Genomic DNA, 15,589 nt, shown 5'->3' on the forward strand with positions numbered 1-15,589 from the left:
ACTACTCTGTATTACCTATGAAATCTAAATTATACCCTTTTTTGACTTTAATATAAGCTTTTTTCCAATTGCTTCTTTGAATAATTCGATTGGATTGACGTTTTTTTTTACCCTTAACTTTCAATGTTTTGACATTATCTACTTCTACATTAAATATTTTTTTTACTGCACATTTTATTTCATATTTAGTAGCATTATTTAGAACTTTTAAAACAACAGTATTAAATTTTTCTATAGATGTAGATGATTTTTCAGATATATGTGGAGAAAGTAATATTTTCAGCAAACGTTCTTCAGAAATCATGAAAGCATTTCCTCTATTTTTTTCACTGCTTCAACAGTAATTATGACATGTTCAAAAGCAATTAAACTGACAGGATCTATAGAATAAACATCTTTCACATCTACAGAATATAAATTTCTAGATGCAAGAAATAAATTATTATCTATTTTGCTAGTAATAATAAGAACATTTTTTAAATCTATCTCTTGTAATTTCTGTGCTAAAAGTTTTGTTTTCGGTAAATCTAATGAAAAACTTTCAAAAACTATTAATCTTTTTTGACGTATTAATTCCGAAAAAATACTTTTTAATGCGCCACGATACATCTTTTTATTAACTTTTTGACTATATTCTTGCGGTTTTGCAGCAAATGTAACACCACCTGACCGCCAAATTGGACTTCTAAAAGATCCTGCTCGTGCACGACCCGTACCTTTTTGACGCCATGGTTTTCTACCTGATCCAGACACTTCAGCGCGGCTTTTTTGTGCTTTCGTACCTTGACGGGTAGATGCTGAATAAGCAATAACGACTTGATGAATTAGAGCTTCATTAAAATCACGAGCAAAAATGATTTCAGAAACACTAATAACACTTTGTGCGTCTTTAACTACTAATTCCATGCTTTACTCCTCACTGCTTAAACCTTAATAGCTGGTTTAACGATAAGATCACCACCGGTAGCGCCGGGAACAGCACCTTTTACCAAAATAAGATTTCTTTCTTTATCAATATGTACTACGTTTAAATTTTGTACAGTTACACGATTATTTCCTAATTGTCCTGACATTTTTTTACCTTTAAATACTCTACCGGGAGTTTGATTCTGACCAATAGAACCAGGTACTCTATGAGACAAAGAGTTGCCATGTGTTGCATCTTGAGTATGAAAATTCCAACGTTTTACTGTACCGCAAAAACCTTTTCCTTTAGAAACACCTGTGACGTCAACTTTTTTTATGTTGTTAAAAATATCAATTGTAATACTTTGTCCAACTTGAAAAGTGTTATCTTTATCAATTTTAAATTCCCATAAACCACGTCCTGGAATTACACCAGATTTCAAAAAGTGTCCTGCTTTTGGTTTTGTTAATCTATTCGTTTTTTGTATACCAGTTGTAACTTGAATAGCACAATAGAAATCAGTTTTCATGTTTTTTACTTGTGTAATGCGATTTTCTTTCAATTCAATTACAGTAACGGGAACTGAAGCTCCTTCTTTAGTAAAAATACGAGTCATACCAATTTTTTTACCAACTAAACCAATCATTTATTTAATACCTTAATTATATCTGTCTTGTTAACCTAAACTAATTTGTACATCTACACCGGCAGCGAGATCTAATCGCATAAGTGCATCAACAGTTTTTTCAGTAGGCTCTACTATATCAATTAAACGCTTATGTGTACGAATTTCATATTGATCACGTGCATCCTTATTTACATGTGGAGAAACTAAAATAGTAAAACGTTCTTTGCGAGTTGGTAAAGGAATGGGTCCACGTACTTGTGCACCAGTTCTTTTTGCTGTTTCAACGATTTCTGTAGTTGATTGATCAATTAATCTATGATCGAAAGCTTTTAAACGAATACGAATTCTTTGGTTCTGCATTAGACCAGAACTCCAATTATTTACATAACACATTGAAAATTTGATCTGCTCTAAATAAATCTGTGTTATTTAAGAGTAGATAAAATTAGTTATTATCATATAACTCCTATATCAGGAGTATTTTAAAAAACGGATGAAATTATATGAAAGTTATTTTATGCTTAAAACATATAATATAATCAAGAAAAGAGCATTTTATACTCTTTTCTTAATAAATTCAACTAGATATCAGCATAAAATATTTTAAATATCAAATTATTAAAGTAAAACTTTCGAAACAACACCCGCTCCGACAGTACGACCACCTTCACGTATAGCAAATCGTAATCCGTCAGCCATTGCAATAGGATTAATTAGAGTAACAGTCATTTTAATATTATCTCCTGGCATGACCATTTCAACACCTTCTGGTAATTCAATAGAACCTGTTACATCAGTAGTTCTAAAATAAAACTGAGGACGATATCCTTTAAAAAATGGAGTATGACGCCCACCTTCTTCTTTGGATAAAACATAAACTTCAGACTCGAATGTTGTATGTGGATGAATACTACCTGGTTTGGCTAAAACTTGACCTCTTTCAATTTCATCACGTTTTGTACCGCGAAGCAAAACACCTACATTTTCTCCAGCACGACCTTCATCTAATAATTTTCTAAACATTTCCACGCCTGTACAAGTAGTTTTAGTTGTTTTTTTAATTCCTACAATTTCAACTTCTTCACCTACTTTAATTATACCTTTTTCTACTCGTCCAGTTACCACTGTACCTCTTCCTGATATAGAAAATACATCTTCTATTGGTAATAAAAAAGGTTGATCTACTGCTCGTTTAGGTTCAGGAATATAGCTGTCTAAAAATTTAGATAAATCAATTATTTTTGACTCCCATTCAGGATCGCCTTCTAATGCCTTCAGAGCTGATCCGCGAATAATAGGCGTGTCGTCTCCAGGAAAATCGTATTGTGTTAACAAATCACGAACTTCCATTTCTACCAACTCCAATAATTCTTCATCATCTACCATATCACACTTATTAAGAAAAACAATAATATAAGGAACTCCCACCTGTCTTCCAAGTAAAATATGTTCACGAGTTTGAGGCATCGGTCCATCAGTTGCAGCAACAACTAAAATTGCACCGTCCATTTGTGCCGCACCGGTAATCATATTTTTTATATAATCAGCATGACCTGGACAATCAACGTGAGCATAATGTCTAAATTCAGTATCATATTCTACATGCGAAGTATTAATTGTAATACCTCTTGCTTTTTCTTCTGGAGCATTATCTATCTGATCAAAAGCACGCGCAGAACCACCAAACTTTTTAGATAAAACAGTTGTAATCGCTGCCGTTAAAGTTGTTTTGCCATGATCTACATGACCAATTGTACCTACATTTATATGAGGTTTTAAACGTTGAAATTTTTCTTTGGACATTTTTTTTCCCTATATCAAAATCTATCATAAATAAAAAATATTGTATACAATATAGAAAAAAACTTCTACTTTTCTCTTCTTTCAATAATATTTTTAGAAATATTCGATGGAGCTTCTACATATTTTAAAAATTCCATAGAATAAGAAGCTCTTCCTTGAGTTTGAGAACGCAAATCAGTAGCATAACCAAACATTTCAGATAAAGGTACACATGCATTAATAATTTTACTGATAGATAAATCTTTCATGCCTTCAATAATGCCTCTTCGACGATTTAAATCGCCTATGACATCTCCCATATAATCGTCTGGTGTTTCTACTTCAACTTTCATAATTGGTTCTAATAAAATTGGCCTTGCTTTTTTAAAACCATTTTTAAATGCTATAGAAGCAGCTAACTTAAAAGCTAATTCAGAAGAATCAACATCATGATAGGAACCAAAATAAAGCCGAACTCCAATATCGACTACAGGATAACCGGCTAAAGGGCCACATTTCAATTGTTCTTGAATTCCTTTGTCAATTGCTGAAATATATTCACTTGGTATAATTCCTCCTTTTATATCATTGATAAATAAATATCCTTCTGCTCCTGGATCTAATGGGAATAATTCTATAACAACATGACCATATTGACCTCTTCCACCTGACTGTTTGATGTGCTTACCTTCAATATCTTCAATTTTATCAAGAATAGTTTCACGATATGCTACTTGAGGTTTTCCAATATTAGCATCAACACCAAACTCTCGTTTCATACGATCAATAATAATTTCTAAATGTAATTCACCCATCCCAGAAATTATTGTTTGATTAGATTCTTGATCAGTTCGTACTCGAAAGGAAGGATCTTCTTTTGCTAATCTTCCTAATGCCAAACCCATTTTTTCTTGATCAACTTTAGTTTTTGGCTCAACAGAAATAGATATTACTGGCTCAGGAAATTCCATTTTTTCTAAAATAATTGGTTGATTTAAATCACATAAAGTGTCACCAGTAGTAACATCTTTTAAACCAATAGCCGCAGCTATATCACCTGCATATACTTCTTTTATTTCCTCTCTTTTATTAGCATGCATTTGAACAATTCTACCAAATCTTTCCCGCTGAGACTTTACAGAATTGAAAACAGTGTCTCCCGATTTTACTACTCCTGAATACACACGAAAAAAAGTTAAATTACCCACAAATGGATCATTTGCAATTTTAAATGCTAAAGCAGAAAAAGGAGCGTTGTCATCTGATTTTCTAATCTCTAAAATATCTTTTCTCTCATTTGAAACACCCTTAATATCTTGAATATCATCAGGAGCAGGTAAGTATTCAACTATTGCATCTAATAAAGCTTGAACGCCTTTATTTTTAAAAGCTGAACCACAAGTAATAAGTATAATTTCACTTTTTAAAGCACGCTTACGTAATGCAGATTTGATTTCGCTTTCAGACAGTTGTACTCCATTTAAATATTTTTCTAAAAGATCTTCATTAGACTCAACTGCAGATTCAATTAAATTTTGATTCCATTTCTCTGCTAATTCAATCATTTCTGCAGGGATTTCATTATAAACAAATGTTAAACCCTGATCAGATTCTTTCCAATGAACAGCTTTCATTTTGATTAAATCTACAATCCCAATAAAATTATCTTCTGAACCAATAGCTAACTGCAAAGGAACAGGATTGGCACCTAAACGTGTTTTAATTTGTTTTACTACTTTTAAAAAATTAGCTCCCATACGATCCATTTTATTTATGAATGCTATACGAGGAACATTATATTTATTTGCTTGACGCCATACAGTTTCTGATTGTGGTTGCACACCCCCAACTGCACAATATACCATAACGGCACCATCTAGTACTCGCATTGAACGTTCTACTTCAATAGTAAAATCAACATGTCCAGGTGTATCAATAATATTGATTCTATGTGGTTCAAATTGTTTAGCCATTCCACTCCAAAAAGTAGTAGTAGCAGCAGATGTAATAGTAATACCCCGTTCTTGTTCTTGTTCCATCCAATCCATAGTAGCTGCACCATCATGAACTTCACCAATTTTATGATTAATACCTGTATAAAATAAGATTCTTTCAGTGGTAGTTGTTTTGCCTGCATCTATATGTGCACTAATTCCAATATTACGATATCGAGAAATAGGTGTTGTACGAGACATTATCTTCTCTCATTTTGTAGGTTTTAAAAAGTTATACCTCATAAGCCGAATTGAGATAATTGCCTCAATATAATTTATAAGTAACACAAAAAAACTTAAACTTTTAAAATATTACCAACGATAATGAGCAAAAGCTTTATTAGCTTCTGCCATCCGATGTACTTCCTCTCTTTTTTTAACTGCTGTACCTTTATTTTCTAAAGCATCATAAAGTTCATTCGATAAACGCAAAGACATAGATTTATCAGCGCGCTTACGAGCAGATTCTACAATCCAACGCATAGCTAAAGCATTGCGTCGTACTGGACGAACTTCAACAGGCACCTGATATGTTGATCCACCTACTCGACGAGATTTAACTTCTACTGTTGGACGTACATGTTCTAGAGCCATCTCAAACGCTTCTAATTCTTTTTTATCTGTACGTTGAGACAAGTTTTTTAATGCATTATAAACAATAGCTTCAGCAATAGATTTTTTACCATCGACCATAAGAATGTTAATAAATTTAGCTAATAATTCTGAAGAAAACTTTGGATCTGGTAAAATTTTTCGAGCGCTAATAATACGACGACGTGGCATAGAAAACTCCATTGAATGTAAAATATATTAATGATACTTTTTATGCTTTTGGTTTTTTAACACCGTATTTAGAACGACCTTTCTTACGTTCTTTAACTCCAGCACAATCTAACGAACCTCTAACAATATGATATCGAACTCCAGGTAAATCTTTAACACGCCCTCCACGTATTAAAATAACAGAATGTTCTTGCAAATTATGACCTTCGCCTCCAATATAAGCAGTCACTTCAAAACCATTAGTTAGTCTAACACGACATACTTTACGTAAAGCTGAATTAGGTTTTTTAGGTGTAGTAGTATAAACTCTAGTACAAACACCTCTTTTTTGAGGACTTTTCCCTAATGCTGGGACATTACTTTTAACAACTTTTCGAACACGGGGTTTACGGACCAATTGATTCACTGTGGCCATAAAAAACTCCTACTATTTCAATTGATTTGCTGAAAATATCAAAATAATATAAATAAAAAATATTTTCTATTATCATGAAGAATTTTAGGATTGGGTTTAAATTAAATATAACTTAGTATTTTACCAAGTCATTTGTTTCTTATGTTTAAGTGTTAATGAAACGAAGTGCATGTAACTTATTAAAATAAATTTTGTAGAAATATTTTTTTGAATCCCTCGAGCATAAACATCTTCTTTTATGAGATATAATTTTACTGAAGACATAATTATACGCTTTAAAAAAATATTGTTTTTTAATGCAATTAACACTCCATCTTGAAGAGCTAAAAAGTCATCTGATTTTTTTAACATGCTTATAACAAGAGAAATATTGGTTTTAAAGGGAGATTTCATTAAAGTATGCAACATATTTATAAACCTTAAAAATTAATAATCGCATCATAATCATCCAATTTTAAACGTAAAATATGCGAATCTAATATCTCTATATTTAATATAAATTTATTATTATTTAATCCTCTTTCAATTAATGATGCTTTACAACAATAAAAATCTTTTATATTATAAAAAGAGAGTATAGAAAAAGAAGACGTATAATCACGAGCTAAAATGTTTTCTGATTTATAACTTTTAATCAATTGCAAAACACCATCACCAATAAAAAATAAACTTATTTTTTTAAAGATCAATGAAATGCTAAAAATAGCATCTAAACCTTCTCTTCCAAAACTAGTTCCATGTGGAGCATGAGAAAAAACAAAAGCAATCATCTTCATTTTGATAATGACACTTAATTAGTAATAATGATATCAAATTAAAAATTATATCGAATTAAAATTGTATTATGCGATCACATATTTTCATAGAATTAGCTAATTCTATTAAACTACTTAATTGAAAAAATAATGCTAGATTTCCTTTTTTAATGTTCATATTATGCAGATTTTCATCTTCTACAACACCTCTTCTTAACGCTGCACTATTACAAACGTATAACTTTACTTGATGTTCGTTCAGTTGTTGCCAAGCCTTGATTAAATTAAACTCATCAATTGCCGGTGTAGTCATGGTGTTAGCATTCAGTACTCCATCACAATAAAAGAAAACACTATACAACGTATTTTTTGTTTTCAATAAAGCTTGACAAAACAAAAAAGCAGTGCTGGAATTTTGTGTTCCGTAAGGAGCACCAGTTACTAATACTGTATAATTCATTCTTTCTGTATAATTCATTGTTAAAATTTTACACTACAATATTTTTAAAACATCTTTAATTATATCATGTTTTGAAAATTAATGATCAAGATAAATACACTATAAAGTATTAACAGCATCTAATAATTCTATTTCAAAAACTAGAGTAGAATTGCCTGGAATACCATTAACTCCTTGTTCTCCATATGCTAAATTAGGAGGTATTACTAATTTGATCTTACCACCTTTTTTAATATATTTTAAACCTTCTTGCCAACCTAATATAACATCTTTCAAAATCAATGATATAGGTTCACCTCTTTTATAAGAATTATCAAATTCAGTACCATTAATTAACATCCCTTTATAATGCACAGTAATTTTTGTATTGTTTGTTAATTTATCACCTTTTCCTTCTCGTTCTATAAGATATAAAAGACCACTAGTTGTTTTCTTTACACCTTCTAGATTAGAAAAATTTTTCATATATAATTTTCCTTGAATAAAATTTTCTTTTATATTTTTTTCAAATTGAATTCTAGTCGCATTCTCTAATTTTTCTTCGAGTTCTTTAAGAATTAAAGAGATTTCTTGATGCGAAAGTTTCAAATTACCAGAAATCGCATCTTGTACTCCTTTTAAAAAATTATTTTTATCTAGTTTAAGCCCCATTTTTTCTTGTTTTTCAAAAGATTGATTGACATAATTACCTAACGACACACCTAAAACATAACCTAATTTTTCATTATTATTTTGAAAAGTATTGTTTTTTTTTGAACAAGCTTGAAAATATACATCAGATGCAAGTTCTGATGCCGAAAAAGATTTTGGAATGTATAATATTATAAATAATAATATAACTCTTTTTAGAAGAAAAAAAATCATTTATGACTCCAAAGAAAATAAAATATTACATATTTTGTTTAAATATATTTTCTTAAAGTATAGGAAAAATAATAAAAATTAAATTTTTTGCCTAAAAAAATTTAAATTAATGTATTTTAATATTATTTTTCAGGTTTTTTAAAAAATAAATTTTTAAATAAAACTATAAAAAATGCATCAATTGTTTTCTAAAAGAATAATTTTATAAAAATTTTATTAGAAAATATTATTAATTTTTATAAAAAATTTTTTATTTTTAAAACGTATCAAATTTACAAAAGTAATTATAAAAAGAATTATATCTTTATAGTAAACATTTTTCTAAAGCATGATAAAAACGTTTCATACCTTCGATAATATCATATTCACTAATAATTAATGAAGGTGCTAAACGAATAACATTATTACCCGCTGTAAGAAAAATCACACCTTCTAAAAACGAAAGATTCAATATTTCATTTATTTTATATGAAATATTTGGTTTTAATACAATACCGATTAAAAGTCCTTTACCTCTTATTTCTGTAAAAAATTTAAAACGTTTGTTAATGACATTTAATTCCGATATTATTATTTGATATTTTTTATTAACTCCGGATAAAACTTTTTTTGTATTGATAATGTCAAAAACAGATTCTGCTACTGCACAAGCAAGTGGATTCCCGCCATAAGTAGTACCATGAATTCCAGTCTGCATTGCCGATGCAACTTTATCTGTCGTTAACATCGCACTTATTGGAAACCCCCCGCCTAAAGATTTTGCAAGAGTTAAAATATCGGGTATAACACCATAATGTTGATAAGAAAATAATTTTCCAGTTCTACCTATTCCAGTTTGTATTTCATCGAAAATTAGAAGTGCATTATATTTATCACATAACTCTCTTAATTCTTTTACAAAATCAAGATTTGCTGGTATTACCCCACCTTCTCCTTGAATGAGTTCTAGAACTATTGCACACACATCTTCATTAATTATATTTTTCACAGTATTAATATCATTAAATGAAACATGTATTATTCCTGAGGGTTTTGGACCAAAATTATCAGAGTACTTTGATTGCCCTCCAACAGAAACAGTAAAAAATGTACGTCCGTGAAAAGAGTTATAAAAAGAAATGATTCTATTTTTTTTAATGTTATATATTTTAGATGAGTAATAACGTGCTAACTTGAAAGCAGATTCATTGGCTTCTGCACCGGAATTTGCAAAAAACACTCGTGATGCAAAACTAGAATCAACTAATTTTTTAGCTAGTCTAAGGGCTGGTTCATTAGTAAAGATATTACTGACATGCCATAAATTTTTGCTTTGATTTTTTAATGTTCTATTTAATACAGGATGACAATGTCCTAATGATGTTACTGCAATGCCTCCAGAAAAATCAATATATTCTTTTCCTGTTTGATCCCAAATACGACTGCCTTTTCCTTTTACAGGAACAAAAGAAACCGGATTATATACAGGTAAAATCAACTTATCAAAAGTATCTCGTGTAATTAACATTTTTTTTGACATCATTGAATTGCCTAAAATATACTTGTGGAAATAAAAAATTATTAAGAAATATATAAAACTTTTAAAATGGAATATACATTATATTTTATTAAAATTAAACTTATTTTGTTAGTAAAATTTGAAACATTATTAATCTTAAAAAAAAATTAAAAGATAAAATAACAATTAAATTATCATATAGATTTTAAATTGAATTATCACATGATATCGTAGGATATATTAAAAATATAAAAAAATATAATATATTTAATTGTATTTTTATTAAAATTTATAAAAAGGTAATAAAAATGAAAGATATAAATCGAATAGGACTCACGTGGATTAGTTTTTTATCATATGCATTTACCGGTGCGCTAATTGTTGTCACAGGTATGATTATGGGAAACATTTCTGATTATTTTCATTTATCTGTATCTCAGATGAGTAATACATTTACTTTTTTAAACGCAGGAATATTGATATCAATTTTTATTAATTCTTGGTTGATAGAAATCGTATCATTAAAAAAACAACTAATATTTGGATTTGTACTGACTATTATAGCTTTAATCGGCATAGTTTTCTGTAATAGTATATTTTTATTTTCAATAAATATGTTTATACTTGGTTTAGTAAGTGGAATTACTATGTCAATTGGCACATTTATTATTACTCATCTGTATTCAGGATCAAAAAGAGGATCACAGTTATTATTAACTGACTCTTTTTTTAGTATGTCTGGCATGATATTCCCAATTATTACGGCTTATCTTTTAGAAAAAAAAATTATTTGGTATTGGACTTATATATGTATAGGAGTAATTTATTTATTAATTTTTCTTCTAACAATTAATTTAAGTTTCATACAATTAAAAAACGAGATAAAAAATGTTAAAGAAATAAAAGAAAAATGGAACTTTAATGTAGTTTTACTATCAATTTCAGCACTCCTTTATATATTAGGGCAATTAGGATTTATTTCTTGGGTGCCGCAGTATGCTACTGAAATCATGAATGTTGATATAAAAAAAACTGGTACTTTAGTCAGTAGTTTCTGGATGTCTTACATGATAGGAATGTGGTTTTTTAGCTTTATAATTAAATTTTTTAATTTATATCGTATTTTTATATTTCTTTCAGGTATTTCTACTATTCTTATGTATTTTTTTATTCATAGTAAGATTTTTTTAAACCAACAATATATAATTATTAGTTTAGGTTTTTTCTCTAGTGCTATTTATACTATAATCATAACTTTAGCATCTTTACAAACAAAAAAACCTTCTCCAAAATTAATAAATTTAGTTTTATTATTCGGCACGATTGGAACTTTACTTACATTTATTGTAACTAGTCCTATAGTAGAAACAAGGGGATTATATATAACTTTAATTAGTTCAAATATATTATATGCTCTAGTATTTCTTTTATCTATTTTAACCTATTTAAATAAAATAATAAAATGAAAAAATTCTTTTTGTATTTAAAAAAATGGAATCAATCCCAATTTATCATGTATATTTTTTAAAGTTTTTTCAGATTTTAATTGAGATTTAATTGCTCCTTCATATGCTATTTTTTTTAAATAAGATTCATCATGACGATAATCCTTATAAGATTTTTGTAATTTAGATAAAAATTTAGATAAGCAATCTGCTACAATATTTTTAAATTCTAAATACATTATACCTTCTAATTCTTTTATCAAAATATCAATATCTTTTTTTGTAATAGCAGAAAGAATTTCTAATAAATTTGAAATTCCTGGTTTTTTTTCTATATCATAATATATTCTAGATGGTATTTCTGAATCAGTAAGAGCATATTGTATTTTTGATACAATAGTCGGAATATCATCTAATAAAAAAATAACATTATTTTTATTAATATCAGATTTAGACATTTTTTTACTTGGCTCTAATAAAGACATAATTTTAGAGCCATATTGAGTAATTAATGGTTGAGGTAATGTTAATATTTTTCCATACAAACTATTAAAACGATCAGCTATATTTCGTGTCAGTTCTACATGTTGTTTTTGATCACGTCCTACTGGAACAAAATTAGTTTGATATAATAAAATATCTGCAGCCATTAAAATAGGATAATTAAATAAAGCTGCATTAGTTTTTTTTATGCAATTTTTTTTCATATCTCTTTTTATCTTAAATTGTGTCATACGTAACAATTCAGAGAATTGACTGAAACAATTCAAAATCCAATTTAGCTGACTATGCTGATAGACATGAGATTGGATAAAAATAATACTTTTTTGGGGATCTACTCCACAAGCCAAATAAAAAGATAATGTGTCAAATATAGATTTTTTTAAATCGATTTTATTTTCTTGCATAGTTAGTGCATGGAGATCGGCAATACAATAGATGCATTCATAATTATCTTGCATTTTAGACCAATGACGCATTGTTCCTATATAATTTCCAATCGTTAAGTTTCCAGAAGGCTGAACGGCGCTAAACAAAATGGGTTTAGAAAAAATCATTTTACATCCCAAATAAAATATTAATGAATGGATCTAGAATAAGAATGTTGTAATTCTGTTCTAATTTTTTTAATAATAAGTTCATAATTAGAATACTGAAATAATCCAGAACCAATTACAAAAACATTTGCTCCTGAACATGCAATATCAGCAATATTGTCTAATTTGACTCCGCCATCTACTTCTAAAAGAATATCAGGAAAATTAGAATCAATAATTTTTCTAACTTCACGCAACTTATTAAAAGTTGACGGTAAAAAAGACTGATTTCCAAATCCAGGATTAACTGACATCAATAAAATTAAATCTAATTTTTCTAATACATAATCAAGAAAACTAAGTGGTGTAGCTGGATTAAATGCCAGTCCAACTTTACATCCATGTTCTTTAATCAAATGCAATGTTCGTTCAATATGAAGCGTCGCTTCTGGATGAAAAGTAATAAATGTTGCTCCTGCTTTAGCAAATTGCGGAATTAAATTATCTACAGGTTTTACCATTAAATGAACGTCGATTGGTACTGTGATATTATAATTACGCAATGATTCTAAAATCATAGGGCCCATCGTTAAATTAGGCACATAATGATTATCCATTACATCAAAATGTATTAAATCACTTCCTGCGTCTATTGCTTTTTTTGTATCTTCTCCTAAACGTGCAAAATCAGCAGACAAAATTGATGGGGCTAAAAAAAAATTTTTCATCTTAATTTTCCTATCTTCAATTTAAATGAATTTATTATAATTTTTATTGATTATTGATAATGTAATCTCAAAATATAATAATCTTAATTGTATAACGCTAATAATTCATTAAATTTTTTTCGACTATTAGCAGTACAACTAATAGAACGTTTGGAACTTATAAAATATAAAAAAGCTTTTTGATATAATAAACGTGTTAATAAAATATCTTGATTTGACACTAAAAAAGGAATTGATTTTTTTTTAAAAATAGATTCAATGAGACATACTAATTTTTTATGTTCATAGAAATCAAAATGATTAATATAATATCTAGTGAAATTTGAAGTTTTAGACAAAGGTAAATAAGGTGGATCACAGTATACTACACAATCAGTATTAATTTTTTTTAATGTAATATTATAAGAAGAACAGATAAAAACTGCTTTTTGAGCGTGTTCAGAAAATTGATATAATTCTTTTTGTGGAAAATATGGTCTTTTATAATTCCCGAAAGGAACATTAAACTCTCCTTTTAAATTATATCGACATAATCCGTTATAGCAATGTCTATTTAAATATAAAAAAATTAGTGCTTTTTGATAATTATTAGAACTATTATTAAACATAGTACGATGTATAGAATAAAAATCTAATGTATTAGTACGAGGGGTAAAAAAACATTGCGCGTCATCGATAAAATCTAAAAAACGGGTTTTAACAATATTAAATAAATTAATCAAATCACTATTAATATCTGCTAAAATATAACTATTATAGTTAGTATTTAAAAATACTGATCCCGCTCCTACAAATGGTTCAATTAAACATTTTCTTTCTGGAAGAATTTTAAGAATATGATCTAATACTAAATATTTTCCTCCTGCCCACTTTAAAAAAGAGCGTTTTTTTTTCATAAAATATCTGTATTTTTATTTAAATTTAAGGTATAAATATTTTTTAAAATATTGTTTTTACTCTCTATAGTTTTATTTTTATAATTTAAAATATATTAATTATAAAATATTTTTAAAGACTTTATTCAAAAATAACTAAATTTTAAAGAAATATTTTTTTATGCTTAATATGACTTTTAAATTAAAAACACAGAATATACAATTTTTTTTTAAAGAATAAAACTATAAGAGCACAAAATAATTAAGAATTATATTATTTCATAAAAATAATTGTAACATTTTATGCTATAAAAAAATTTATTGGGAATTTTTAATAGCAGTTAAAATAATATTTTTATCTACATTACTATAAATTTCTGCTTTTCCAATAGATAATGGCAAAACTAATCTAATCTCTCCTGAAATAACTTTTTTATCTCTCATCATATATGGAATATATGAAGCAGCAGACATATTTTTAGGTCCTTTGATAGGTAAGCCAGTTTTTTTTAATAACATAAGTATTCTTTGGAAATCTATTGTTTTTAAATATCCTAGTAATTCAGAAGTGCGTGCCGCTATAACTATGCCCACTGATATTGCTTCACCATGAAGCCAATTTCCATAACCTGCATGTACTTCAATAGCGTGACCATATGTATGGCCAAGATTTAATAGTGATCTAAAATTATTTTCTCTTTCATCTAAAGAAATTAATTGTGATTTTAGTTCACAACATTTTTTTATACAATAAGAAATAGCGGTATGATCTAAAGATAAAACAGATTCTATATTATTTTCTAACCAAGAAAAAAATCTTTCGTCAAAAATAATAGCATATTTAATAACTTCCGCCATACCTGATACTAATTCATTATAAGGAAGTGTCTTTAAACAATCAACATCAATAATTACAGAAGAAGGTTGCCAAAAAGAACCGATCATATTCTTACCCAGTAAATGATTAACAGCTGTTTTCCCACCAACAGAAGCATCTACTTGAGATAAAAGAGTAGTTGGTATTTGAATGAAACGTACGCCTCTTTGATAAACAGAAGCAGCAAAACCAGCTAAATCACCTATTACACCTCCGCCTAATGCAATTAAAGTAGTATCACGAGCATGCTTTTTTTCCAATAAAGCTGAAATAATTAATTCCATTTCATTTAATGTTTTATACTGCTCTCCATCTGATAAAATTACTTGATCTACCTTAATGCCAGATTTTCTTAAATGATAAAAGACTTTATCTTTTAAGAGATTAGCTAGTGTTTTATTAGTCACCAGCATCGCTTGATCCCCTGGTTTCAAGGGCCAAAAAATATTATCTTCTTGAATAATACCAGACCCTATACTAATAGGATAACTTCGTTCCCCTAGCACTACTTTTAATCGTTCCACAATTTTTACACTCCATA

The 15,589-nt window shown here is 28.2% G+C and carries 18 protein-coding genes; 1 reads left to right on the forward strand and 17 read right to left on the reverse strand.

The genetic code is table 11. The features are described from left to right. Position 1: 1 nt before the first annotated feature. From rplW to ACTP5B_RS00220, 13 genes are all read right to left on the reverse strand, one after another. Positions 2–304, reverse strand: coding sequence for a 50S ribosomal protein L23 (rplW, locus tag ACTP5B_RS00160; protein ID WP_464828957.1), 303 nt, complete (start codon positions 302–304; stop codon positions 2–4). After that, the gene (rplD, locus tag ACTP5B_RS00165) at positions 301–906 is read right to left on the reverse strand and encodes a 50S ribosomal protein L4 (protein WP_464828959.1); all 606 of its coding nucleotides are present in this window, start codon (positions 904–906) and stop codon (positions 301–303) included. Before rplD ends, rplW begins: the two co-directional genes overlap by 4 nt. Before the next feature lie 17 nt (positions 907–923). Continuing rightward, entirely contained in the window at positions 924–1,553 is a 630-nt protein-coding gene (rplC, locus tag ACTP5B_RS00170) for a 50S ribosomal protein L3 (protein WP_464828960.1), read from the reverse strand. 30 nt (positions 1,554–1,583) lie between these two features. After that, positions 1,584–1,895 carry a 30S ribosomal protein S10 gene (gene rpsJ, locus ACTP5B_RS00175; RefSeq protein WP_009874476.1) on the reverse strand — a complete coding sequence of 104 codons (312 nt, stop codon included), beginning with the start codon at positions 1,893–1,895 and terminating at the stop codon, positions 1,584–1,586. A 258-nt stretch (positions 1,896–2,153) separates the two neighbouring features. Then, positions 2,154–3,338, reverse strand: a complete 1,185-nt coding sequence (tuf, locus tag ACTP5B_RS00180; protein WP_464828962.1) for an elongation factor Tu — start codon at positions 3,336–3,338, stop codon at positions 2,154–2,156. Positions 3,339–3,403: 65 nt separating this feature from the next. Then, a complete protein-coding gene (fusA, locus tag ACTP5B_RS00185; protein ID WP_464828964.1) occupies positions 3,404–5,512 on the reverse strand; it encodes an elongation factor G in 2,109 nt (702 codons plus the stop codon). 111 nt (positions 5,513–5,623) lie between these two features. Continuing rightward, positions 5,624–6,094, reverse strand: a complete 471-nt coding sequence (gene rpsG, locus ACTP5B_RS00190; RefSeq protein ID WP_464828966.1) for a 30S ribosomal protein S7 — start codon at positions 6,092–6,094, stop codon at positions 5,624–5,626. A gap of 40 nt (positions 6,095–6,134) precedes the next feature. Continuing rightward, positions 6,135–6,509: a 30S ribosomal protein S12 gene (rpsL, locus tag ACTP5B_RS00195; protein ID WP_464828968.1), complete on the reverse strand. Its 375-nt coding sequence runs from the start codon at positions 6,507–6,509 to the stop codon at positions 6,135–6,137. Between the two features lie 120 nt (positions 6,510–6,629). After that, positions 6,630–6,917 carry a sulfurtransferase complex subunit TusB gene (gene tusB / locus ACTP5B_RS00200; protein ID WP_464828970.1) on the reverse strand — a complete coding sequence of 96 codons (288 nt, stop codon included), beginning with the start codon at positions 6,915–6,917 and terminating at the stop codon, positions 6,630–6,632. Between the two features lie 11 nt (positions 6,918–6,928). Continuing rightward, complete coding sequence (gene tusC, locus ACTP5B_RS00205) at positions 6,929–7,285, reverse strand: sulfurtransferase complex subunit TusC (RefSeq protein ID WP_464828972.1); 357 nt, start codon at positions 7,283–7,285, stop codon at positions 6,929–6,931. 55 nt (positions 7,286–7,340) lie between these two features. Then, the gene (tusD, locus tag ACTP5B_RS00210) at positions 7,341–7,724 is read right to left on the reverse strand and encodes a sulfurtransferase complex subunit TusD (RefSeq protein WP_464829401.1); all 384 of its coding nucleotides are present in this window, start codon (positions 7,722–7,724) and stop codon (positions 7,341–7,343) included. 99 nt (positions 7,725–7,823) lie between these two features. Next, positions 7,824–8,588, reverse strand: coding sequence for an FKBP-type peptidyl-prolyl cis-trans isomerase (gene fkpA / locus ACTP5B_RS00215; RefSeq protein ID WP_464828974.1), 765 nt, complete (start codon positions 8,586–8,588; stop codon positions 7,824–7,826). Between the two features lie 304 nt (positions 8,589–8,892). Next, the gene (locus ACTP5B_RS00220) at positions 8,893–10,110 is read right to left on the reverse strand and encodes an aspartate aminotransferase family protein (protein WP_464828976.1); all 1,218 of its coding nucleotides are present in this window, start codon (positions 10,108–10,110) and stop codon (positions 8,893–8,895) included. Positions 10,111–10,394: 284 nt separating this feature from the next. Between ACTP5B_RS00220 and tsgA the strand changes: the two genes are divergently transcribed. After that, the gene (gene tsgA, locus ACTP5B_RS00225; RefSeq protein ID WP_464828978.1) at positions 10,395–11,552 is read left to right on the forward strand and encodes an MFS transporter TsgA; all 1,158 of its coding nucleotides are present in this window, start codon (positions 10,395–10,397) and stop codon (positions 11,550–11,552) included. 17 nt (positions 11,553–11,569) lie between these two features. Here the strand turns inward: tsgA and trpS are convergent, their stop codons facing one another. The 4 genes from trpS to aroB form a co-directional block, all read right to left on the reverse strand. After that, positions 11,570–12,589 carry a tryptophan--tRNA ligase gene (gene trpS / locus ACTP5B_RS00230; protein WP_464828979.1) on the reverse strand — a complete coding sequence of 340 codons (1,020 nt, stop codon included), beginning with the start codon at positions 12,587–12,589 and terminating at the stop codon, positions 11,570–11,572. 20 nt (positions 12,590–12,609) lie between these two features. After that, entirely contained in the window at positions 12,610–13,296 is a 687-nt protein-coding gene (rpe, locus tag ACTP5B_RS00235; RefSeq protein WP_464828981.1) for a ribulose-phosphate 3-epimerase, read from the reverse strand. 83 nt (positions 13,297–13,379) lie between these two features. Next, positions 13,380–14,192, reverse strand: coding sequence for a Dam family site-specific DNA-(adenine-N6)-methyltransferase (locus ACTP5B_RS00240; protein WP_464828983.1), 813 nt, complete (start codon positions 14,190–14,192; stop codon positions 13,380–13,382). Positions 14,193–14,489: 297 nt separating this feature from the next. Next, positions 14,490–15,572: a 3-dehydroquinate synthase gene (aroB, locus tag ACTP5B_RS00245; protein ID WP_464828985.1), complete on the reverse strand. Its 1,083-nt coding sequence runs from the start codon at positions 15,570–15,572 to the stop codon at positions 14,490–14,492. Positions 15,573–15,589 lie beyond the last annotated feature (17 nt).

Source organism: Buchnera sp. (in: enterobacteria) (assembly GCF_056343165.1).